The organism is Sphingomonas sp., assembly GCF_017744835.1.
Classification (GTDB): Bacteria; Pseudomonadota; Alphaproteobacteria; order Sphingomonadales; family Sphingomonadaceae; genus Sphingomonas.
On the sequence record NZ_JAGIAM010000006.1, the window covers coordinates 311,998 to 334,929 of the forward strand.

19 protein-coding genes are annotated in these 22,932 nt (G+C 68.3%); 11 read left to right on the forward strand and 8 right to left on the reverse strand.

Annotated features, from left to right (window positions below; genetic code table 11):
- The first annotated feature begins 12 nt into the window (after positions 1 to 12).
- The 3 genes from plsY to yghU all read left to right on the forward strand — a co-directional run bounded on the left by plsY (position 13) and on the right by yghU (position 2,679).
- Positions 13 to 618 (forward strand): glycerol-3-phosphate 1-O-acyltransferase PlsY, encoded by a 606-nt coding sequence (gene plsY, locus J7500_RS17440; RefSeq protein ID WP_294063301.1) that lies wholly within the window; start codon positions 13 to 15, stop codon positions 616 to 618.
- Complete coding sequence (gene dprA / locus J7500_RS17445; protein WP_294063302.1) at positions 611 to 1,693, forward strand: DNA-processing protein DprA; 1,083 nt, start codon at positions 611 to 613, stop codon at positions 1,691 to 1,693. The genes plsY and dprA overlap by 8 nt, the downstream gene beginning before the upstream one ends.
- Before the next feature lie 83 nt (positions 1,694 to 1,776).
- Positions 1,777 to 2,679, forward strand: coding sequence for a glutathione-dependent disulfide-bond oxidoreductase (yghU, locus tag J7500_RS17450; RefSeq protein WP_294063303.1), 903 nt, complete (start codon positions 1,777 to 1,779; stop codon positions 2,677 to 2,679).
- On the opposite strand, the gene J7500_RS17455 is transcribed toward yghU, so the two are convergent.
- Positions 2,676 to 3,074, reverse strand: coding sequence for a VOC family protein (locus tag J7500_RS17455; protein WP_294063304.1), 399 nt, complete (start codon positions 3,072 to 3,074; stop codon positions 2,676 to 2,678). The genes yghU and J7500_RS17455 overlap by 4 nt on opposite strands.
- 100 nt (positions 3,075 to 3,174) lie before the next feature.
- Between J7500_RS17455 and topA the strand changes: the two genes are divergently transcribed.
- A complete protein-coding gene (gene topA, locus J7500_RS17460; RefSeq protein WP_294063305.1) occupies positions 3,175 to 5,715 on the forward strand; it encodes a type I DNA topoisomerase in 2,541 nt (846 codons plus the stop codon).
- Positions 5,716 to 5,883: 168 nt separating this feature from the next.
- Here the strand turns inward: topA and J7500_RS17465 are convergent, their stop codons facing one another.
- A complete protein-coding gene (locus J7500_RS17465) occupies positions 5,884 to 6,498 on the reverse strand; it encodes a hypothetical protein (protein ID WP_294063306.1) in 615 nt (204 codons plus the stop codon).
- Between the two features lie 111 nt (positions 6,499 to 6,609).
- Positions 6,610 to 7,875, reverse strand: coding sequence for a phosphoribosylamine--glycine ligase (gene purD, locus J7500_RS17470; RefSeq protein ID WP_294063307.1), 1,266 nt, complete (start codon positions 7,873 to 7,875; stop codon positions 6,610 to 6,612).
- Here purD and xseA point away from each other — a divergent pair.
- From xseA to J7500_RS17495, 5 genes are all read left to right on the forward strand, one after another.
- Positions 7,874 to 9,253, forward strand: a complete 1,380-nt coding sequence (gene xseA, locus J7500_RS17475) for an exodeoxyribonuclease VII large subunit (protein WP_294063308.1) — start codon at positions 7,874 to 7,876, stop codon at positions 9,251 to 9,253. The two genes, purD and xseA, sit on opposite strands and share 2 nt — an antisense overlap.
- A gap of 33 nt (positions 9,254 to 9,286) precedes the next feature.
- Entirely contained in the window at positions 9,287 to 9,487 is a 201-nt protein-coding gene (locus J7500_RS17480) for a DUF2093 domain-containing protein (protein WP_294063309.1), read from the forward strand.
- Between the two features lie 187 nt (positions 9,488 to 9,674).
- Positions 9,675 to 10,400, forward strand: a complete 726-nt coding sequence (locus J7500_RS17485) for a M23 family metallopeptidase (protein ID WP_294063334.1) — start codon at positions 9,675 to 9,677, stop codon at positions 10,398 to 10,400.
- Between the two features lie 252 nt (positions 10,401 to 10,652).
- Positions 10,653 to 11,567, forward strand: a complete 915-nt coding sequence (locus tag J7500_RS17490) for a TonB-dependent siderophore receptor (protein WP_294063310.1) — start codon at positions 10,653 to 10,655, stop codon at positions 11,565 to 11,567.
- Between the two features lie 118 nt (positions 11,568 to 11,685).
- Positions 11,686 to 13,653 (forward strand): TonB-dependent receptor, encoded by a 1,968-nt coding sequence (locus tag J7500_RS17495; RefSeq protein ID WP_294063312.1) that lies wholly within the window; start codon positions 11,686 to 11,688, stop codon positions 13,651 to 13,653.
- A gap of 104 nt (positions 13,654 to 13,757) precedes the next feature.
- Here J7500_RS17495 and clpB read toward each other — a convergent pair whose 3' ends face one another.
- Positions 13,758 to 16,337, reverse strand: a complete 2,580-nt coding sequence (gene clpB / locus J7500_RS17500; protein WP_294063313.1) for an ATP-dependent chaperone ClpB — start codon at positions 16,335 to 16,337, stop codon at positions 13,758 to 13,760.
- 211 nt (positions 16,338 to 16,548) lie between these two features.
- On the opposite strand from clpB, the gene J7500_RS17505 reads away from it, so the two are divergent.
- Both J7500_RS17505 and J7500_RS17510 read left to right on the forward strand, forming a co-directional pair.
- Entirely contained in the window at positions 16,549 to 19,398 is a 2,850-nt protein-coding gene (locus J7500_RS17505; RefSeq protein ID WP_294063314.1) for a pitrilysin family protein, read from the forward strand.
- A 17-nt stretch (positions 19,399 to 19,415) separates the two neighbouring features.
- Entirely contained in the window at positions 19,416 to 19,715 is a 300-nt protein-coding gene (locus J7500_RS17510; RefSeq protein WP_294063316.1) for a hypothetical protein, read from the forward strand.
- Between the two features lie 59 nt (positions 19,716 to 19,774).
- On the opposite strand, the gene J7500_RS17515 is transcribed toward J7500_RS17510, so the two are convergent.
- The 4 genes from J7500_RS17515 to gpmA all read right to left on the reverse strand — a co-directional run bounded on the left by J7500_RS17515 (position 19,775) and on the right by gpmA (position 22,630).
- A complete protein-coding gene (locus J7500_RS17515) occupies positions 19,775 to 20,227 on the reverse strand; it encodes a hypothetical protein (RefSeq protein WP_294063317.1) in 453 nt (150 codons plus the stop codon).
- A 42-nt stretch (positions 20,228 to 20,269) separates the two neighbouring features.
- On the reverse strand, positions 20,270 to 21,352 hold the full coding sequence (locus J7500_RS17520) for a 5-(carboxyamino)imidazole ribonucleotide synthase (protein WP_294063319.1): 1,083 nt from the start codon (positions 21,350 to 21,352) through the stop codon (positions 20,270 to 20,272).
- Complete coding sequence (purE, locus tag J7500_RS17525; RefSeq protein ID WP_294063321.1) at positions 21,349 to 21,834, reverse strand: 5-(carboxyamino)imidazole ribonucleotide mutase; 486 nt, start codon at positions 21,832 to 21,834, stop codon at positions 21,349 to 21,351. The genes J7500_RS17520 and purE overlap by 4 nt, the downstream gene beginning before the upstream one ends.
- Positions 21,835 to 21,943: 109 nt before the next feature.
- Complete coding sequence (gene gpmA, locus J7500_RS17530; protein WP_294063323.1) at positions 21,944 to 22,630, reverse strand: 2,3-diphosphoglycerate-dependent phosphoglycerate mutase; 687 nt, start codon at positions 22,628 to 22,630, stop codon at positions 21,944 to 21,946.
- Positions 22,631 to 22,932 lie beyond the last annotated feature (302 nt).

Below are 22,932 nucleotides of genomic sequence, written 5' to 3' on the forward strand. Positions count from 1 at the left end.
GGGGTAGTGCGCGTGACGAGTGAAATCCTTTGGGCCCAGCCGGCAGCGGCGATCGTGCTCGGCTATCTGCTCGGCTCGATCCCCTTCGGCGTGCTGCTCACGCGCATGGCCGGCGCCGGCGACCTGCGCCAGATCGGTTCGGGCAACATCGGCGCCACCAATGTGCTGCGTACCGGCCGCAAGGGGCTGGCGGCGGCGACGCTGCTGCTCGATCTCGCCAAGGGCGCGGCGGCGGTGCTGCTCGCCGCCTGGCTGCTTCCCGGCAACGAGCTGCTCGCGGGCGGCGCGGCCTTCATCGGCCATTGCTATCCGGTCTGGCTCAAGTTCCGCGGCGGCAAGGGCGTGGCGACGCTGATGGGCGTCGTGGTCGCGCTCCACTGGCCGTCGGGATTGGTCTATGCCGCGATCTGGCTCGGGCTGCTCGCGGCGCTGCGGATCTCCTCGCTCGCCGGAATGACCGCCGCGGTGAGCGCGCCGGTGAGCGCGGCCTGGTGGGGGCGGATCGAGCTGGTGATGCTCTTCCTCGCGCTGTCGCTGATCGTGCTGTGGAAGCACCGCGCCAACATCGATCGCCTGCTCAGCGGCACCGAGCCGCGCATCGGCAGCAAGAATGGCTGATCCGCGCGAGCCGCGGCTTCGTCTGCTGCGCTCGGCGAATATCGGCCCCGTTACCTGGCGCCAGCTCATCGCCCGCTTCGGCACGGCCGAGGCGGCGCTCGAGGCCTTGCCCATGCTTGCCGCGCGGGGAGGGGGCAGGGCGCCCGCGCTCGCCGATCCGGGCGCGGTGCGGCGCGAGATCGCTGCGGTCGAGAAGCTCGGCGCGCGCTATCTCTTCGTCGACGACCCCGACTATCCGCCGCTGCTCGCCGAGCTCGACAGCGCGCCGCCCGCGCTGATCCTGCGTGGCCGGATCGATCTCGCGCACCGGCCCTGCGTCGCGATGGTCGGCGCGCGCAATGCCTCGGCCGCCGCCTGCCGCTTCGCGCGCCAGCTCGCGCTGGGACTGGCGGAGGCGGGGGCGACCGTGGTCTCGGGCCTCGCCCGCGGCATCGACACGGCGGCGCACATCGGATCGATCGGCGGCGGCACCGTGGGCGTGATCGCGAGCGGGATCGACCAGGTCTTCCCGCCCGAGAACGCCGAGCTGCAGGAACGCATCGCCCGCGAAGGCCTGCTGCTCGCCGAGCAGCCCCCCGGCACTGAGCCGCTCGCGCGCTTCTTCCCCGCGCGCAACCGCATCATCGCCGGCCTCGCGCTCGGCACCGTGGTGGTCGAGGCCGCGCCCAAGTCCGGATCGCTGATCACCGCGCGCATCGCCGGCGAGGCGGGGCGCGAGGTCATGGCCGTCCCCGGCTCGCCGCTCGACCCGCGCGCGCAGGGCTGCAACCTGCTGATCCGAGAAGGCGCGACTCTGGTGCAGAGCGTCGACGACATCCTCGAGATGCTGCGCCCGATCGATCCGCGCGCGGTCCGCGCGCCGGGTGCCGGCTACCAGGGTCAGCCGCCCGAGGACGCCAGCGATGCCGAGCGCCGCACGGTGACCGCGCTGCTCGGCCCGGTGCCGGTGAGCGTCGACGAACTGATCCGCCAGTCGGGCCTCGCGCCCGCACTGGTCCAGACCGTGCTCCTCGAGCTCGAGCTGGCCGGAAGGCTCGAGCGGCATGCCGGCGGCAGAACGAGTTTGATCGGCTAAAGCAAAACCATCGTTACGGCCCTGGCAAGTCGGTCGCCGGTACCTACATGCCGGCGGCAACCGCTTCCTCAGGGAGAAATGACATGGCCGACGCCCCCGATCCCGCGAACAACCAGCCCGCCGGCTATGTCCCGCCCAAGGTGTGGACCTGGGACGCTCCCAGCGGCGGCCAGTTCGCCAGCATCAACCGCCCTGTCTCCGGCGCCACGCACGAGAAGGTGCTGCCGGTCGGCGCGCATCCGCTCCAGCTCTATTCGCTCGGCACGCCTAACGGGCAGAAGGTGACGATCCTGCTCGAGGAGCTGCTCGCCGCCGGCCATTCGGGCGCCGAGTACGACGCCTGGAAGATCGACATCGGCGCCGGCGACCAGTTCGGCAGCGGCTTCGTCGAGATCAATCCCAACTCGAAGATCCCCGCCCTGGTCGATCATTCGGTCGATCCCAACATCCGCGTGTTCGAGAGCGGCGCGATTCTGATCTACCTCGCCGAGAAGTTCGGCGCCTTCCTGCCGACCGATCCGGCGAAGCGCGCGACGACGCTCAGCTGGCTGATGTGGCAGATGGGCTCGGCGCCCTTCCTCGGCGGCGGCTTCGGCCATTTCTTCGCCTATGCGCCCATCAAGATCGAGTATGCGATCAACCGCTACGCCATGGAGGCCAAGCGCCAGCTCCATGTGCTCGACACCCATCTGGCGGACAATCGCTATCTGGCGGGCGACGAGTACACGATCGCCGACATGGCGGTCTGGCCCTGGTACGGCGGCGTGGCGCGCGGCGATACCTATTCCGGCGCGGCCGAGTTCCTGAACGCGGCCGAGTACAAGCACCTCAACCGCTGGACCGAGGAAGTCGCCGCGCGCGAGCCGGTGCAGCGCGGCCGCCTGGTCAACCGCGGCTCGGGGCCCGAGGAATATCGCCTCGCCGAGCGCCACGCCGCCGCCGACATCGACGCGATCCGCGCCAAGATGAAGGCGGCCGGCGCCTAGGCGTTGCTGCGGTAGCAGGCCTCGATGTTGTTGCCGTCGGGATCGAGCAGGAAGGCGCCATAATAGCCGGGCACGCCCTGGCGCGGGCCCGGCGCGCCATGGTCCCGCCCGCCCGCCGCGAGCCCGGCGGCGTGGAAGGCGCGGACCGTCGCCTCGCTGTCGGCGCGGAAGGCGACGTGCATCTGGTTGATCCCCGCACGCGAACCCTCGATCCAGTAGGAGGGCCGCAGCGTGCCGATCCACAGATAGGGGATCGGCTCCTCGGCGCTCTTGCCGAACAGGAAGCTGTCGGGGCCGTTGCTCGCCGTCGCCAGCCCCAGCGCCCCGGCAATCGCGTCGTAGAAGCGGCGGGCCCTGGCAAGATCGGTGACGACGATGGCGGTGTGGTCGAACATTGCGAACACAACCGTAAGTGGTCGATACCGGTTCCCCGCTTGACGCCGCCCGCCGGCTCCCCAACCTCATACGCGTACGCGTAAGGAACCCGATCTCTCCATGCAGCTCGTCATCGTAGAATCGCCGGCCAAGGCGAAGACCATCGAGAAATATCTCGGCAAGGACTATCGCGTCCTCGCCTCCTACGGCCATGTCCGCGACTTGCCCGCGCGCGACGGGTCGGTGGACCCCGACGAAGGGTTCGCGATGGAGTGGGAGACCTATGCCGACAAGTCGAAGCAGCTCAAGGCGATCGCCGACGAGGCCAAGAAGGCCGACCGGCTGATCCTCGCGACCGACCCTGATCGCGAGGGGGAGGCGATCAGCTGGCACGTCCAGGAAGTGCTCAGGAACAAGAAGGCGCTTCCCAAGGAAGTCGAGCGCGTCACCTTCAACGCGATCACCAAGCCCGCGATCCTCCAGGCGATGGAGCATCCGCGCGAGCTCGATACCGACCTGATCGACGCCTATCGCGCCCGCCGCGCGCTCGATTATCTCGTCGGCTTCACGCTCTCGCCGGTACTGTGGCGCAAGCTGCCGGGCGCCAAGTCGGCGGGCCGCGTCCAGTCGGTCGCGCTGCGGTTGATCGTCGAGCGCGAGCGCGAGATCGAAGGCTTCAAGGCGCAGGAATATTGGTCGGTCATCGCCGAGATGGAGCAGGACGGCACGCCCTTCCAGGCGCGGCTGGTCAAGTGGAAGGGCGCCAAGCTCGAGCGCCTGTCGATCGCCGACGGCAAGACTGCCGAGGCCGCTAAGAAAGCCGTCGAGGAAGGCCGCTTCTCGGTCGCGTCGGTCGAGACCAAGCCGGCGACGCGCAACCCGCCGCCGCCCTTCACCACCTCGACGCTCCAGCAGGAGGCGGCGCGCAAGCTCGGCTTCTCGGCCAGCCATACGATGCGCATCGCCCAGGCGCTCTACGAGGACGGCGCGATCACCTATATGCGTACCGACGGCGTCCAGATGGACCCCGGCGCGATCCAGGAGGCGCGCAAGGCGATCGCGACGCGCTATGACGGCTCGTACGTGCCCGACAAGCCGCGCCAGTATCAGACCAAGGCCAAGAACGCCCAGGAAGCGCACGAGGCGATCCGCCCGACCGACTTCTCCAAGGATCGCGCCGGCTCGGGCGACCATGCCAAGCTCTACGACCTGATCTGGAAGCGCGCGCTCGCCAGCCAGATGGCTTCCGCGAGAATGGAGCGCACCACGATCGATCTCGAGGACGGCAGCGGCCAGCATGGCCTCCGCGCTACCGGTCAGGTCGTGCTCTTCCCCGGCTATCTCGCGCTCTACGAGGAAGGCCGCGACGACGAGGGCGACGAGGACAGCCGCCGCCTGCCCCGCATGAGCGAAGGCGCCACGCCCGCCAAGAAGGCGGTCAACGCCGAGCAGCATTTCACCCAGCCGCCGCCGCGCTTCTCCGAGGCTTCGCTGGTCAAAAGGCTCGAGGAGCTCGGCATCGGCCGGCCCTCGACCTATGCCTCGATCATCCAGGTGCTCAAGGACCGCGCCTATGTCCGCGTCGAGAAGAACCGCTTCTTCGCCGAGGAATCGGGCCGGCTGCTGACTGCGTTCCTCGAGCGCTTCTTCCAGAAGTACGTCAGCTACGATTTCACCGCCGAGCTCGAGGAAGAGCTCGACGACGTGTCGGGCGGCCGCGCCGCCTGGCAGGAAGTGCTCGAGCAGTTCTGGCGCGACTTCAAGCCGCGCACCAGCGAAGTGATGGAGCAGAAGCCGTCGGACATCACCGCGGCGCTCGACGAGTTCCTCGCCCCCTATCTCTTCCCCGAAAAGGCCGACGGCAGCGATCCGCGGCTCTGCCCGAACTGCGGCAACGGCAAGCTGGCGCTGCGCGGCGGGCGCTTCGGGGCGTTCATCGCCTGCTCCAACTATCCCGAGTGCAAGTTCACGCGTCGCTTCGCCCAGCCGGGCGGCGAGGCGGGCGCGGAGTCGGGGCCCGAGGTGCTGGGCGTGGATCCGGAAACGGGGCTGCAGGTCGAGCGCAAGTCGGGCCGCTTCGGGCCGTACATCCAGCTCGGCGAAGGCAAGGAAGCGCCGCGCGCCTCGATCCCCAAGGACGTCGATCTCGACCTCGAATGGGCGCTGAAGCTGCTCAAGCTGCCGCGCACGATCGGCAATCACCCGGAGACCGGCAATCCGATCACCGCCTCGATCGGCCGCTATGGCCCCTATCTGGCGCATGACGGCAAATATGCCCGGCTCCAGTCGACCGCCGAAGTGTTCGAGACCGGCATGAACGCCGCGGTGGTCAAGCTCGCCGAGGCCGCGGCGAACGGCGGCCGGCCCGCACGCGGAGCGAGCCGCGAGCCGCTCAAGATCATCGGCAAGCACCCGCGCACCGAGGCCGAGATCAAGCTGATGGACGGCCGCTACGGCGCGTACATCACCGACGGCGAGACCAATGCGACGCTGCCCAAGTCGATCGACAAGGACCAGCTCACGCTCGAGGAAGCCGCCCAGCTGATCGACGCCAAGGCTGCCGCCGGCCCCGCCAAGGGCAAGGGCCGCAAGAAGGCGGCCCCGAAGAAGGCAGCGGCCAAGAAGGCTCCGGCGAAGAAGGCGGCGGCGAAGAAGGGCTGAGTGGCAACCATTCCCCTCCCTGAAAGGGAGGGGCTAGGGGTGGGTCTAGCGCTGGGCGAGGCTCGATGCCTCGACCGGCGCTCCTGGCGAGCTGCTATCGATTCTTTGGAGCGCGCAGACGCGCGCACCCACCCCCATCCCCTCCCTTTCAGGGAGGGGCTTAACTCCTCAAAGCTTCCCGAACTGCGCCTCGTATCCCGGCACGTCGCCGCGCGCGAGGAAGCCCGCCTGCTCGATCCAGCGGTCGCGGTGGATGCGCCCGCGGAAGTCGCCGAGCTGCGCGTCGAGCGCCTCGGCATCGGCAGGCGTGAGCGCGGCGAGCTGGGCGAAGCGCGTGACGCCGACCGCATTGAGGCGCTGGGCCAGCTTGGGGCCGACGCCTTTCATCCGCGTGAGATCGTCACCGCCCGTGTCCGCAACCGGCTCGGAAGGCTCCGACGCCGCCAGCGATGCCGGCGAGGCGTCGAACGAGGCCGCCGCGGCGATCGGTTCGTCGGCGAGTGGCGGCTCGGGCGGTAGCGGCTCCTCTTCGGGCATCGCGGCGGACGTGGGCACCGGCGCGGCCGGCGGGATCATCCGCGGCGGATCGCCGACTCGGTGCACCTCGCCGCGATGCTCGAGCTCGCGCTCGGCGCGCGCGCGGCGTCTCGCGAGCCGCGCACCCCAGATCAGGATGACCAGCGCCGCCACCACGCCCAAGCCGATCACGACGAAGGTCAGCGTCAGCCATTCGGGCCCGCCGGGCACCAATGGAGTCGTGGCTTGCCAGGCCTGGTCGTTCATGAATCCCTCTCCGCCATGCAGATGCAGCGTGCCGCACCAGCATAGCGCAGGATCGGGAAGGTCCGATAGGAAATGCGATCAGTCGCGCCCCGCGAGCAGCGGGAAGCGGGCTCAGCCCTGCTCGCGCGCGACTTCGCGCCAGCCGATATCGCGGCGGCAGAAGCCGGTAGGGAAGTCGATCGCGTCGACCGCGCGATAGGCGGCTGCCTGCGCCTCGGCGACGGTGGCGCCGCGCGCCGTCACGTTGAGCACGCGCCCGCCGCTCGCGACCAACGTTTCGCCTTCCAGTCGCGTGCCCGCCTGGAACACGCGCGCGCCCTCCGCTTGGGCTGCCTCGATTCCGCGGATCGCGCCGCCGGTCTCGGGCGTGCCGGGATAGCCCTTCGCCGCCATCACCACCGTCAGCGCCGGCTCGGGCGAGAAGCGCGGCGCGGGGCGGTCGGCCAGCTCGCCCTTGGCGGTCGCCGCCATCAGCTCGAGCAGATCCTCCTCCAGCCGCAGCATCAGCACCTGGCATTCGGGATCGCCGAAGCGGGCGTTGTATTCGATCAGCTTGGGTCCGGCGGCCGTCAGCATCAGCCCGGCGTAGAGCACCCCCGAATAAGGCGTGCCGGCGCGCGCCAGCGCCTCGACCGTGGGGCGCACGATCGTGTCGATCGCTTCGGCCTCGAGCGCAGGCGTCAGCACTCGCGCGGGGCTGTACGCGCCCATGCCGCCGGTGTTGGGCCCGGTGTCGCCGTCGCCGACGCGCTTATGGTCCTGCGCCGATCCGAAGGGAAGAATGGCGGTGCCGTCGGTGAGCACGAACAGGCTGGCTTCCTCGCCCTCCAGGAATTCCTCGATCACTGCGCTGCCGCCGGCGTCGGCGAAGATCGCCGCCACAGCCCCTTCGGCCTCTTCGCGCGTCGTCGCGACGGTCACGCCCTTGCCCGCCGCCAACCCGTCGGCCTTGATCACCACCGGCAGCCTGAAATCGTCGAGCGCCGCCAGCGCGCCGTCGCGCGATTCGACGCGGACATAGCCCGCCGTCGGGATGTTCTCGCGCGCGCACAGGTCCTTGGTAAAGCCCTTGGAGCCCTCGAGCTGCGCCGCGGCCTTGCCGGGGCCGAACACCGCGATCCCCATGGTGCGCAGATTGTCGGCGAGTCCTTCGACCAGCGGCGCCTCGGGCCCGATCGCGACGAAGCCGATCGAGTGGCGCAGGCAGAAGTCGATCACGGCGCGCTGGTCGGCAATGGCGACATCGGCCAGCTCGGCATATTCGGCTATTCCCGGATTCCCCGGCGCCGCGTAGAGCTTCTCCAGCAGCGGCGATTGCGCGAGCTTCCAGGCGAGCGCATGTTCGCGGCCCCCCGAGCCCAGCAGCAGGACATTCATGAGCGACCCCTTTCTCGATACGCCTTCCGGCCGGCTCGTAGCCGAGGCGATGCCCGGGGACAACGCGCCCGAGATGAGCGTCAGCGAGCTTTCGATGCGGCTCAAGCGCGTGGTCGAGGGCGAGTTCGGGCGGGTGCGCATTCGCGGCGAGATCTCGGGCTGGAAGCGCGCCGCCTCGGGCCACGCCTATCTTTGCCTCAAGGATGCCGACGCCGTGATCGACGGCGTGATGTGGCGCGCGGCTGCCAGCGCGATTCCCTTTGCCGCGCAGGACGGCATCGAAGTCATCGCCACGGGCAAGCTCACCACCTATCCGGGCCGCTCCAAATACCAGGTCGTGATCGACCGGATGGAGCTGGCGGGCGAGGGCGCGCTGATGGCGCTGTTCGAGAAGCTCAAGGCGCGGCTGGCGGGCGAGGGGCTGTTCGCGCCCGAACGCAAGAAGCGCCTGCCCTTCATGCCACGCGTGATCGGCGTGGTGACCTCGCCCACCGGCGCGGTGATCCGCGACATCCTCCACCGGCTCGAGGACCGCTTTCCCAGCCATGTGCTGCTCTGGCCGGTCAAGGTGCAGGGCGAGGGCGCGGCGGCCGAAGTCGCCGCGGCAGTGCGCGGCTTCGATGCGATCCAGCCCGGCGGCCCGGTGCCGCGCCCCGATCTGCTGATCGTCGCGCGCGGCGGCGGATCGATCGAGGACCTCTGGGCCTTCAACGAGGAAGTCGTGGTCCGCGCAGTCGCCGACTGTTCGATCCCGGTGATCTCGGCGGTAGGGCACGAGACCGACACCAGCCTCTGCGACTTCGCCGCCGACCTGCGCGCGCCCACGCCCACGGCCGCGGCCGAGATGGCGGTGCCAGTGCTCGCCGACGTCCGCCACACGCTCGCCACGCTGGTCCATCGCACCGAGCGTTGCGTGCGCCGCTATCACGAGCGCGCGGGCGAGCGACTGGCGGCGCTGGTCCGCGTGCTCCCGCGGCGCGACGCGCTGCTCGGGCCGCAGCGCCAGCGGATGGACGACCTCGGCGCCCGGCTCGACCGTGCGCTCGAGCGGCGCGTCACCGTCGCCCGCTCGCAGCTCGATCGCAGCGCCGGCGCGCTCCGCCCGGCGATGCTCGACCAGCGGCTGACGTCGGCGCGCCATCGCTACGAGGGGCTCTCGCGCCACCTCGACCTCGTCCACCCCGAGCTCCCGCTCAAGAAGGGCTATGCCTGGGTCGAGGCGCGCGGCACGCGCAAGGTGATCGGCACCGCCGCCGAGGCGCGCACTGCCCAGGCCGTGACGCTGCACTTCCAGGACGGCCCGGTCGACGCGCGGGTTGAGCGTGCCGGGGGCAAGCCCTACAATGAATCCAAGCCCGAGCAGCCGAGCCTGCTCTGACATGATCGTTCGTTCTCGAGAGGTTGCCTGCCCATGCTGATGTCCAACTCCGCCCGGGCCGCGCGGCTTCATTATATGGCGAACGGCTTCCGCGTGCTGGCACCCGGCGACCATGTCCCCTGCGCCGTCAGCGGCGAGCCGATCCCGCTCGATTCGCTCCGCTACTGGAGCGTCGAGCGGCAGGAGCCCTATGCGAGCGCCGAGATCGCGACCAAGGCGATGCAGGGCAAATAAGCTGCGCCGCGTGCTGCGTTCGCCCTCCGCCGCCGCGCTGCTGATCCTCAGCGCCTGCGTGCCTTCGCCCCAGGGTGGAAGCACTGCGCTGGCCCAGGCCGCGCCCGCGCGGCTCCCCCGTCCCGCTGCCACGGCGCCCGAGCCTGCTCCGCGGATCGCGCTGGCCGGCGAACGAGTCCAGGGCGGCATGGCGATCGGCACCGTGCCCACCGGCACGACCGCGCTGTTCCTCGACGGCAAGCCCATCCCCTTCGCACCCGACCGCCGCTTCCTGATCGCCTTCGATCGCGACGCCGGCCCCTCCGCGATGCTGGTCGCGCGGCTCGCCGATGGCCGCGAGGTCCGCGAGCCGCTCGCCATCGCACCGCGCGCCTGGAACATCTCGCGGCTCGACCGGCTGCCCAAATATCCGGTCCCTGCGCCCGAGTTCGAGCGCCGCCGCCCCGCCGAGCTCGCGCAGATCGAGGCGGCGCGCGCGAAGGACACCGGCGCACAGGGTTGGCGCCAGACCTTCCTCTGGCCGACCACGGGCCGCATCTCGACGCTGTTCGGCTCGCAGCGCATCTATGCGGGCGAGCCCGGCGCCTATCATTCCGGGATCGACATCGCCCGGCCGACCGGCACGCCGGTGCTCGCGCCCGCCGACGGGGTGGTGGTGCTCGCCGCCACCGCGCCCTTCACACTCGAAGGTCATCTGCTGATGATCGACCATGGCATGGGGCTCAACAGCGCGTTCATGCATCTGTCACGCATCGACGTGGCCGTCGGGCAACAGGTGCGGCGCGGGCAAACCATCGGCGCCGTAGGGGCAAGCGGGCGCGCCACCGGACCGCACCTCCACTGGGGGCTGAAATGGCGCGACGCACGCATCGATCCGCTGCTCGTGGCAGGTCCAATGCCCGGAAACAATTGAGCAAAAATTCCGCGCCGCAACATTATTTTACGTTCGACTGGTATCCTGCGCAACAATCGAACGCGCTCTGTGGCATTTTCGCTACAGTCGCTTCAAAAGGGTCCCCGCTGACCTGAATGGCGGCTTTACAGACAAAGGGGGGCTCTTCATCCCTTGCGCCAAGCTTCGCCCGAATTGCGCCTGTCGCAAGGGGCGGAGCGGGGAGACACGGCCGCGATGCGCTGCAGCACGGTCGAAAAGCGAGGGAAATTCATGAAAAACACCCAAATCACTCGGGGTTTGCGCGGTAGCGCGGCTCTGGCTGCGCTGGTGCTCGCGGGCATCGCGACGCCGGCGTTCGCGCAGGATGCGTCGCAGACCGCTCAGACCGCTGAGCCGCAGACTGCCGACAACGGCGACGGCCAGGAAATCGTCGTCACCGGCACCATCTTCCAGAACGTCGCGACTCCGTCGCCGGTCAGCACCGTGACCGCCGAGAACCTCGACATTCGCGGCATCAGCACCGTCCAGGAAGGCATCCAGCGCATCGCGGCCAACAACGGTCCGGCGCTCACCAACTCGTTCACGGCGAACGGCGCGTTCGCGGCCGGCGCTTCGGCCGTCTCGCTGCGCGGCCTCACCACCAACTCGACGCTCGTGCTGTTCGACGGCATGCGTGCCGCTTACTATCCGCTGGCCGACGACGGCACGCGCAACTTCGTCGACCTGAACACGATTCCGGACGACATCGTCGAGCGCATCGAAGTCGTGCGTGACGGCGCTTCGTCGACCTACGGCGCCGACGCGATCGCGGGCGTGGTGAACATCATCACCAAGAAGGACGTGCAGGGCGTCACCGGTCGCGCCGAGGCGGGTATTTCGGAGCGCGGCGACGCGGCCCAGTACCGCATGTCGCTGACCGCCGGCTTCGGCGATCTCGATACCAACGGCGTCAACGCGTACGTCAGCGGCTTCTACTACAAGCAGAGCGCGCTCTATAACCGCGACCGTCCGTATCCCTTCAACACGGACGATTTCTCGCAGATCTGTAACGACGGCACCTGCGGCTTCAACGGCGTGGTCAACGGCCTGCAGCCCGATGGCTTCACCGGCGGCTTCGGGGTCGCGACGCCGTTCATGGTCCGTCCGGCCAACGCCGTGACCGGCGCGGCCACCCGCACCCGCTAACGGCTGCCAGGGTCTGCCGACCTACACCCCGACCGCAGACGAGCTCGCGCTTTCGGCCAACGCCGCCGCGCCTGCCACCGGCCCGGTCTGCCAGGAAGACCTGACGAACCTCTACGGCGTGATCACGCCGGACGTGGAGCGTTTCGGCTTCTCGGCTCGCGTCACTGCGCGCATCAACGATGAGACCGAGGCCTTTGCCTCGTTCAACTTCCTGCAGTCGCAGTCGCACGACACCTACATCCCGGCGACCATCCGCGCGAACGCGCCGGCGCCGTTCTACTATCCGCGCTACAGCACGTCGTCGAACGTTGCCTATTACGGCAACAACACGATCCTGCAGCTGCCGGTCTACGTCTGCCCGCGCGGCACGACCGCGGCCTGCACCGCGGCCAACGGCACGCTGAACCCGAACAACCCGTTTGCGGCGTCGGGCCAGACCGCCCAGATCGCCGGCCGTATCCCGAACCTGTTCGAGGATAACTTCAGCCGCACCCGTGCCTATCGCGCTGCGGCGGGCATCAGCGGCCCGATCGCCGACGGCTGGAACTACAGCGTCAGCGCCACCGGCATGCACATCGACCTGCTGCGCAAGTACAATGGCTACGTCTACATCCAGCACCTGCTCGATGTGATCGCCGACGGCAGCTATAACTTCATCAACCCGGCCGCCACCAGCCAGGCGACGCTTGACTATCTGGCTCCGGAAGCCCGTGCGACGTCCACCTCGGACCTGCTCCAGTTCGACGCCAATGTGAGCGGCGAGCTGGCCCAGCTTCCGGGCGGCGCACTCGAGCTCGCGGCGGGCGTGTCGATGCGGTACGAAGCTGTCGACTCGCCGTCGATCAACTCGGACTTCAACGGCGGCACCGAGCGCTACTTCCGCCTCAACGGCTTCGCCATCAAGGGCGATCGTACCGTCTACTCGGCCTACGGCGAGCTCAACGCTCCGCTGCTCGACCAGGTGACGGTCAACCTGTCGGGCCGTTATGACCGTTATCCGCGCGGCATCGACAACTTCTCGCCGAAGGCCGGCGTGATCATCAAGCCGTTCGAGGATTTCGTGACGCTCCGCGGCACCTATTCGCGCGGCTTCCGTATCCCGTCGTTCGGCGAGGCGAACGCGACCTTCCCGACGACTGGCTATGTCACGGCCAACTCGGGCATCTACACCGACTGGTTCCTGAGCCAGTACGGCTGCACCGTGGCGACGTTCAACACCTGCCCGGCCTATGTCCGCTCGGCGAGCTATGGCCAGACCTCGCTCTCGAATCCGGACCTGAAGCCCGAGAAGTCGCGCAGCTTCACTGCCGGCATCGAGCTGCAGCCGATCCGTCGCGTCAAGCTGGCTGTTGAATACTACAACATCCGCAAGACCGACGTCATCACGACCGCGAACAACGCTCCGGCGATCCTGGCCTATTATTCGGGCCTGCCGATTCCGGACGGCTACACGGTCGTCCCCGACGCGCCGGACGTGAACACTCCGGGTGCGACGCCGCGTATCGCGTTCGTCCAGTCGGGCTTCATCAATGCCAACACGCTGAAGACGCACGGCCTCGACTTCTCGATCGACGCCGATCTGCCGATCGCCGACGGCATCCGGTTCCGCACCTATGCGGAGGCGAGCTACATCATGAAGCTCGAGATGGAGTTCCCCGACGGCACCGTCGAGCGCTACGACGGCACGCTGGGCAACTTCAACCTGACGGCCGGCTCGGGCACGCCCAAGTGGAAGGGCACCTGGACCTCGTCGCTGGAGTTCAACGACCAGTTCGCTCTGACCGGCACCGTGAACTACTTCGACGGCTATGATCTGTCCGCGATGGATCAGGGCACCGACTATAAGGACTGCGGCCTGAGCGACGGTTCGACGCCGTGTAAGGTCTCGGAATACGTCACGGTGGACCTGAACGCTCGACTGAAGGTGAACGACAACTTCACCTTCTACCTGAACGTCCAGAACCTGTTCGACAAAATGCCTCCGATCGACGTGGTCACCTATGGTGCGCACGGCTACAACCCGATCCAGGGTGGCGAGGGCATCTTCGGCCGCTACTTCAAGGCGGGCGTGAAGGTCGGCTTCTAAGCCGGACCGAAGTCAAAAAAATCGGGGCGGTTCCGCAAGGAACCGCCCCTTTTTTGTGCCCGTTTCCGATGAGGTCCTCCCGGCCGAGGAAGGCCGGCGGGCGGCTACGTCACGCTCAGCGCCAGCGCCCCGTCGCCCTCGTCGACCTTCACCGTCGATCCGTCCTTCACCTCGCCGCGCAGGATCAGGTCGGCGAGCGGGTCCTGCAGGTAGCGCTGCACCGCCCGCTTCAACGGACGCGCCCCGTACACCGGATCATAGCCCACCCGGCCCAGCCAGGCGCGCGCGGCGTCGGTCAGCTCGATCCCGATCTTGCGGTCCTTGAGCAGCTTCGCCACCCGGGCGACCTGGATGTCGACGATCGGCGCCATGTGCTCCGCACCCAGCCGGTGGAATAGGATGATCTCGTCCAGCCGGTTGAGGAACTCGGGGCGGAAGTGCGCGCGCACCACTTCCATCACCTGCGGCTCGACTTCCTCGACATCGTGCCCGTCGGGCAGGTTGGTGAGGAACTGGCTGCCCAGGTTCGACGTCAGGATCACGATCGTGTTCGAGAAGTCGACCGTGCGGCCCTGCCCGTCGGTCAGCCGCCCGTCGTCGAGCACCTGGAGCAGCACGTTGAACACGTCGCCGTGCGCCTTCTCGACTTCGTCGAACAGCACCACCTGATAGGGCCGCCGCCGCACCGCCTCGGTCAGCACGCCGCCTTCCTCGTATCCGACATAGCCGGGAGGGGCGCCGATCAGCCGCGCGACCGCGTGCTTCTCCATGAACTCGCTCATGTCGATCCGCACCATCGCATTGGGATCGTCGAACAGGAATTCGGCGAGCGCCTTGGTCAGCTCGGTCTTGCCCACGCCCGTTGGCCCGAGGAACAGGAACGAGCCGAGCGGCCGGTTCGGATCCTGCAGCCCGGCGCGCGAACGCCGCACCGCGGTCGACACGGCCTTCACGGCATCGGCCTGGCCGATCACCCGCGCGCCGAGCGCCTGCTCCATCTGGAGCAGCTTCTCGCGCTCGCCCTCGAGCATCTTGTCGACCGGGATGCCCGTCCAGCGGCTGACCACCCCGGCGATGTCGTCGCTGGTCACTTCCTCGCGCAGCATCGCGCCCTTGGTGGTCGCCTGCGCTTCCTCAAGCTGCTTGGTGAGCGCGGGAATGGTGCCGTAGTTGAGCTCGGCCATCTTGCCGAGATCGCCCGCGCGCTGCGCCTGCTCGAGCTCGAGCCGTGCCGCCTCGAGCTGCTCCTTCAGCCGCGCCTCGGAGGCGATCTTGTCCTTCTCCGCCTGCCAGCGCGTGGTCAGCTCGGCCGACTGCTGCTCGAGGTTGGCGAGCTCGGCCTCCAGGTTCGCGAGCCGATCCTTCGACGCGGCGTCGGTCTCCTTCTTCAGCGCCTCGCGCTCGATCTTGAGCTGGATGATGCGCCGGTCGAGGTTCTCGATCTCCTCGGGCTTGGACTCGACCTCCATGCGGATGCGGCTGGCGGCCTCGTCCATCAGGTCGATCGCCTTGTCGGGCAGGAAGCGGTCGGTGATGTAGCGGTTGGAGAGCGTCGCCGCGCTCACGATCGCCGCATCGGTGATGCGCACGCCGTGGTGCAGCTCGTACTTCTCCTTGAGCCCGCGCAGGATCGAGATCGTGTCCTCCACCGTGGGCTCGCCGACGAACACCGGCTGGAAGCGCCGCTGGAGCGCGGGGTCCTTCTCGACGTGCTTGCGATACTCGTCGAGCGTGGTCGCGCCGATGCAGTGGAGCTCGCCGCGCGCCAGCGCCGGCTTGAGCAGATTCGACGCGTCCATCGCGCCTTCGCTCTTCCCGGCGCCGATCAGCGTGTGCATCTCGTCGATGAACAGGATGATGTCGCCTTCGCCAGCCTTCACTTCGTCGAGCACGCCCTTCAAGCGCTCCTCGAACTCGCCGCGATACTTCGCGCCCGCGATCAGGCTGCCCATGTCGAGCGCCATCAGCGTGCGGTCCTTGAGGTTGTCGGGCACGTCGCCGTTGGCGATGCGCAGCGCCAGCCCTTCCGCGATCGCGGTCTTGCCGACGCCCGGCTCGCCGATCAGCACGGGATTGTTCTTGGTGCGCCGGGCGAGGATCTGGATCGTGCGGCGAATCTCCTCGTCGCGGCCGATCACCGGATCGAGCTTGCCGTCGCGGGCGGCCTGGGTGAGGTCGCGCGCGAACTTCTTGAGCGCGTCGTAGCGGTCCTCGGCGGTGGCGGTGTCGGCGGTGCGCCCGCCGCGGAGCTGGTTGATCGCTGCATTGAGCGCTTCTGCGCGCACGCCCGCGGCCTGCAGCGCCTTGCCCGCTGCGGAATTGAGCGACAGCGCCAGCGCCACCAGCATCCGCTCGACCGTGACGAAGCTGTCGCCGGCCTTGGCCGCGATCTGCTCGGCCTGGTCGAGCACGCGCACCAGGTCGTTGTCGACGCCCGGCGTCTGCTGCGCGCCCGAGCCCGAGACGGCGGGGATCTTGGAGAGCGCCAGGTCTGTCTCGCTCAGCGCGCGCTTCGCGTCGCCGCCCGCGGCCTGGATCAGCCCGCTCGCCATGCCCTGCTCGTCCTCGAGCAGCGCCTTGAGCAGGTGCTCGGGCGAGATCCGCTGGTGGCTCATGCGGATGGCGACGGTCTGCGCCGACTGGAGGAAGCCCTTCGCCCGTTCGGTGAATTTCTCGAGGTTCATGTCGGTCCCTGTAAGCCTGTGACGGACAGATGGTGTGGCAATTCGGCAACACAAGAGGGAGGCGTAACGATCGCAATCTGGGCGTTCGCGCGCGCCGTTGCAAACGCATCAGGCACGCTGGCGGTGCATTGTTCCGGCAACACGGATTCGGTTGCAGCCGATACAAGCTGCACTATGTTCGGTTCGTCTTGGATACGGGGATTCTCGTCGAATGAAATCTTATCGGATGCTCTCCGGCGCGGCTCTGCTCGCGCTCGTCGCCACCATGCCCGCGGCCGCGCAGCAGGCGCCCGCCGCCAAGCCGGTGCCGGTCGCCGAGCTCGTGAAGCGCGTCGACATTCCCTATGAGGAATTCACGCTCAAGAACGGCCTGCGCGTGATCGTCCACACCGATCGCAAGGCGCCGATCGTCGCGGTCTCGACCTGGTACGACGTCGGCTCGAAGCACGAGCCGCAGGGCAAGACGGGCTTCGCGCACCTCTTCGAGCATCTGATGTTCAACGGCTCGGAAAACGCCCCCGGCGACTTCTTCGAGCCGCTCAAGCAGGTCGGCGCCACCGATTTCAACGGTACCACCAGCTTCGATCGCACCAATTACTTCGAGACGGTGCCCCGCCCCGCGCTCGACCGCGCGCTGTTCCTCGAGAGCGACCGCATGGGCTATCTGCTCGGCGCGATCGACCAGGGCGTGCTCGACGAGCAGCGCGGCGTCGTCCAGAACGAGAAGCGCCAGGGCGACAACCAGCCCTATGGCCTGGTCTGGTACACGTTGCTCGAGCAGCTGCTCGGCAGCACCCCTTATGGCCATAACGTCATCGGCTCGATGGCCGACCTCGACGCCGCCAGCCTCGAGGACGTCAAGAACTGGTTCCGCTCGCACTATGGCCCGAACAATGCGGTGCTGGTGCTCGCGGGCGACATCGACGCCAGGGAAGCCCGCCCGCTGGTCGAGAAATATTTCGGCGCCATTCCGGCCGGCCCCAAGAGCGTGCTGCCCAAGGTGACGGTGCCGACGCTTGCCGCGCCCAAGACGATCGTGATGAAGGACCGCGTCGCCGCGACGATGATCCTGCGCAACTGGGCGGTGCCGGGGCTCAACGACCCCGATTCGGTGCCGCTCGACGTTTTCGGCAACGTCCTCGGCGGCCTCGCCAGCTCGCGGCTCGAGAATGAGCTGGTGCGCAAGGACAAGAGCGCGGTGCAGGTCTCGGCCGGCGTCGAATCGCTGTCGCAGATCGGTGTCTTCCAGATTCAGGCGCTGGTGAAGCCCGGCGTCGATCCGGCGCTCGTCTCGAAGCGCATCGACGAGATCCTGGCCGACCTGCTCAAGAACGGCCCGACCGCGGACGAAGTCCAGCGCGTCGCCACAACCCAGGTCTCCGGGCGCATCGCCGGCCTCGAATCGGTCGGCGGCTTTGGCGGCAAGGCCGTGGCGCTCGCCTCGGGCGAGCTCTATTCGGGCGATCCCGCGCACTACAAGAAGGAGCTGCTGGAAACCGCGCGGGTGACGCCGGCGCAGGTCAAGGCCGTTGCCAACAAGTGGCTCACGCGCCCGGCGCTGACGATCCAGGTCGAGCCCGGTCAGCGCGAGGCCTATCAGGAAGCCCAGGCGCCGGCGCCCAAGCCGGCGACCACCGCCGCCGCGCCCAAGAGCGAAGTGGTCAAGGGCACCCGCGGCGCGCTGCCCGACGTTCCCCAGATCGGCGACCTCGATTTCCCGGACGTCACGCGCGCCAAGCTCTCGAACGGCATCGAGCTGGTCTATGCCAATCGCACCGCCGTGCCCGTCACCCAGGTGGTGATGAGCTTCGACGCGGGCACCGCCGCCGATCCGGCGGGCAAGCTCGGCACGCAGAACCTGATGCTGTCGCTGCTCGACGAGGGCACGATCAGCAAGGATTCGATCGCGATCGCCGAGGCACGCGAGCGCCTGGGCGCGAGCATCTCGACCGGCAGCTCGCCCGACCGGACCTATCTGTCGGTCGGGGCGCCGAGCCCCAACCTCGCCGGGGCGCTCGATCTGTTCGCCGACGTGGTGCTGCACCCGGCCTTCGCGCCGGCCGAAGTCGAGCGTCTGCGCGCCAGCCTGCTCACCGGCATCGCCTCCGAGCTGACCAGCCCTCAGGGTCTCGCCGGCCGCGCGCTGCCGCCTTTGCTCTATGGCGCGGGCAACCCCTATGCGAAGCTGGCCGCGGGCTCGGGCGATCCGGCGGCCGTCAAGGCGCTCACCCGCGACGACCTCGTCAATTTCTACAAGAGCTGGATCCGCCCGGACAAGGCAAAGGTCTTCGTCGTCAGCGATCGTCCGCTCGACGAAGTGAAGGCCGCGCTCGACGCGCGCTTCGGCAATTGGCAGGGTGAGGGCGCCCCCGGGGTCAAGGCGTTCGACGTCGCGCCCAGGCCCTCCGCGCCCAAGATCCTGCTCGTCGACCGGCCCGATTCGCCCCAGTCGCTGATCCTTGCCGCGGAGATGACGCCGCTCGATCCCAAGACCGAGCTGCTCACCCATTTCACGGCGAACCAGGTGCTCGGCTCGGGCTTCCTGTCGCGCATCAACATGGACCTGCGAGAGAACAAGCATTGGTCCTATGGCGCGGGCGGCGGCTACAACTGGCTCGAGCATGCGGTGCCCTATACGATCAGCGCGCCGGTCCAGGCCGACAAGACCGGCGAATCGATCCAGGCGATCCGCCAGCAGGTCCGCGACTTCCTGACCACCAAGGGCGTCACCCAGGCCGAGCTGTTGCGCGAGGTCAACGGATCGACTCGCGAGCTCGCGGGCCGCTACGAGACTTCGGGCGCGGTGCTCTCGGCGATGCAGCAGAACGACCTGCGGCACCGTCCGGACAATTTCTACGACACCATCGCGCAAAAATATCGCAGCATGACCGCAGCCCAGCTTGACGCTGCGGCACGCGGGGCCCTCGACCCCGACAAGCTCGTCTTCGTGGTCGTCGGCGACGCCAAGACCGTCCGTCCGCAGCTTGACTCCATCGGCCTGCCTGTCGAGGTGGTCCCTGCAGCGGCGCTGGGCACCGGTTCGCCCGCGGCAGCGAAATAGCAAGCGGGAGAGACGCGATGGCCAATGTGGACGGAAGCTGGAACACGGTCACCAAGTCGCCGATGGGCGATCAGCAGGCGGTGCTGACCGTGCAGAGCAACGGCGACAGCTTCACCGGCAACTTCTCGGGCGGGCTCGGCACGGCCGACATCACCGATGGCAAGGCGAGCGGCGACACGCTCAGCTGGACGCTCGACATCAGCGTGCCGATGCCGATGACGCTCACCTGCGAGGCGACCGTCGACGGCGATACGCTCAACGGCACCGTGACGGCGGGCGTGTTCGGCAGCTTCCCGATCACCGGCACGCGCGCCTGATCCGGCGCGCCGGCTGAAACGAAAAGGCCCGCTTCCGAAAGGAGGCGGGCCTTTTTCGATCAGGGGCAGCGTGCGGCGGGCTTCAGCCGGACATTGTCCACGCCGATGGAGACCTGACGACTGTCATCCATGCCCTCGATCGTGGCATGTCCGGCGAAGGTGGCCGGGATTTCTCCATTGGCTTGTCGGATCGCATCGCGCTGCAGCGGCGCACGGAGCGTGACCAGTGCGAGGTCGCGCAATTCGCGCATATTGTCGCGCCCGATCCAAGTGATGCCGTGGCTCGCCTCGCCTTCGAAATTGCCATTGGGTGTCGCGCTCGATCCTGCCTTGATCCGCCAGCCAGAGGGGATTCGGCAAATCGCCTTGAACTCGACCCCCCAGCTCTCGAAGACGAAGCCGCTGACTCGTTCGTCCGCGCCCAGTGGGATCTCGATCGACGCCAGATAGGTCACCGGAAGATCCTCGGGCACTGGCGCGGCGAGCGGTAGAAGCAGAGCCATCAGCAGCATTGCGCAACTATCTGTTGCGAGCACCGCGCGCGCAATGGTGGATTACCGCTTCACCCGCGTCACATGCCCCATCTTCCGCCCCGGGCGCACGCTGCCCTTGCCGTAGAGATGCAGATGCGCCCCCGGCTCGGCGAGCAGCTCGCCCCAGCGGTGCGCGTCGTCGCCGATGAGGTTCTCCATCTCGACCTGCGTGCCGGTCAGCGCGGTCGATCCCAGCGGCAGCCCGACGATGGCGCGGATGTGGTTCTCGAACTGCGAGGTCTCGGCGCCTTCGATCGTCCAGTGGCCGCTGTTGTGCACGCGCGGCGCCATCTCGTTGAACACCGGCCCGGCATCGGTCGTGAAGAATTCGAGCGTCAACACGCCGACATGGCCCAGCTTCTCGGCCACGCGCCCGGCGAGCGCCGCCGCCTCGGTCCAGTGGCGCGCGATCTCGGCCGGCGCAGGGAGCGAGGAGCGGTGGAGGATGCCCTCGCGATGCTCGTTCCACGGCGGCGGATAATGCGTCAGCGCGCCGTCGAGCCCGCGTACGGTGATGATCGAGAATTCGTGGCTGAACGCGACGAAGCCTTCGAGGATCGCCGGCCGCTCGCCGATCTCGGCCCAGGCGGCGTCAGCCTCGGCGGCGTCGCGGATGCGCACCTGGCCCTTGCCGTCATAGCCCAGCCGCAGCGTCTTGAGGATCGCCGGCGCGCCGATCTTCGCGATCGCGGCGTGCAGCTCGTCGCGCGTCGAGACCGGCGCCCAGGGCGCGGTACGCCCCCCGATCTCGCCGACGAACGCCTTCTCGCGCGCGCGGTCCTGCGCGATCGCCAGGCTCATCGCGCCGGGGCGCACCGGCACCTTGGTCGCGAGATATTCGACCGGCTCGAGCGCGATATTCTCGAACTCATAGGTGACCACGTCGGTCTGCCCCGCCAGCTCGTCGAGCACGATCCGGCTGTGATAGTCGGCGCGGGTGAAGCTCGACGCGGTCTGCGCGGCGACGCTTTCCTCGTCGGGCGCCAATATGTGCGTGCGATAGCCGAGCTGCGCCGCGGCGACCGCGAGCATCCGTCCGAGCTGGCCGCCGCCCAGGATTCCGATCGTCGATCCGGGGGCCAGGGGGCTGCCGGCTGCGCTCATTCGGGATCCGTCGCCACGCTGTCGGTCTGCGCCGCGCGCCACGCCTTGAGGCGCTCGGCGAGGGCCTCGTCCGAAGTCGCCAGGATCGCGGCGGCGAGCAGCCCCGCGTTGATCGCCCCGGGCTTGCCGATCGCGAGCGTGCCGACGGGGATGCCGCCGGGCATCTGGACGATCGAATAGAGGCTGTCGACGCCCTTGAGCGCCTTGGATTCGACCGGCACGCCCAGCACCGGCAGATGCGTCATCGACGCCGCCATCCCCGGCAGATGCGCAGCGCCGCCGGCGCCCGCGATCACCACCTTGATCCCGCGCTCGGCCGCCCCGGTCGCATAATCATAGAGCCGCTGCGGCGTGCGGTGGGCGGAGACCACCTTGGTCTCGTGCGCCACGCCCAGCTCGGCGAGCACGGCGCTCGCGTGGCGCATCGTCTCCCAATCGGAGGTGCTGCCCATGATGATGCCGACGAGAGGTGCGTCCGACATGATTGCCCCGTGTTGCGGAAGCGGCGTTGTTAGTGGGGGAGGGAGGCGAGGGCAACATACTTAAGCCCCTCCCCTTCAGGGGAGGGGTCGGGGCGGGGCAGTGAGAGTCTCACCGCTCGTTCAGATAATACCGATCCAGCGCCTTCAGCCCCTCGTCCAGCTCATAGACCATCGGCTGTCCCGTCGGGATCTCCAGGCCCACCACTTCGTCGTCCGAAAGCCCCGAGAGGTGCTTGACCAGCGCGCGCAGCGAATTGCCGTGCGCGGAGATCAGCACGCGCTTGCCCGCCTTGAGCTCGGGAACGATGCGGCTCTCCCAATAGGGCAGCACGCGCGCGATCGTGTCCTTCAGGCTCTCGGTCTGCGGGATCGGCACGCCCTTGTAGCGCTCGTCCTTGGCGAGGTCCCAGGGCGAGCCTTCCTCGGGCAGCGGCGGCGGCACGTCGAAGCTGCGGCGCCAGATCTTGACCTGCTCGTCGCCGTGCAGCGCCGCAGTCTCGGCCTTGTTGAGCCCGGTGAGCCCGCCGTAATGGCGCTCGTTGAGCCGCCAGTCCTTCTCGGTCGGCAGCCACAGCCGGCCCATCGCCTCCAGCGCCAGGTTGAGCGTCTTGATCGCCCGGCTCTGGAAGCTGGTGAAGGTCATGTCGAAGTCGAGCCCGCGCTCCTTCATCAGCTCGCCCGCGGCCCAGGCTTCCTTGACGCCCAGCTCGGTCAGGTCGACGTCCCACCATCCGGTGAAACGGTTCTCCAGGTTCCAGCAGGACTGGCCGTGGCGGATCAGGACGAGCGTGGACATGGGGAAGCTCCTTTCGCCGCGCTTCTTAGCGGCAAAGCCCGCAAGGGCAATCCGTCGGCGCGGTGGATGGCGGCTCGCAGGGCGCCAGGATGGGGCTGTGCAGTCGTTGCACTAACGTTGCGGTAGAAGGTTCAGCGAAGTTGAAGATATTGTAACTGCTGTATGTTTGCGGCATCATGCAACTAGATCCGCCGTTTCGTGACGAATTCGGCGTCCATTTTTGCTGGAGAGTGAGTCGTGGCGGAACGTATCGGCACTGCAGGTCCTGACACGCTCGATGGTACCGTGGACCCCGATCAGCT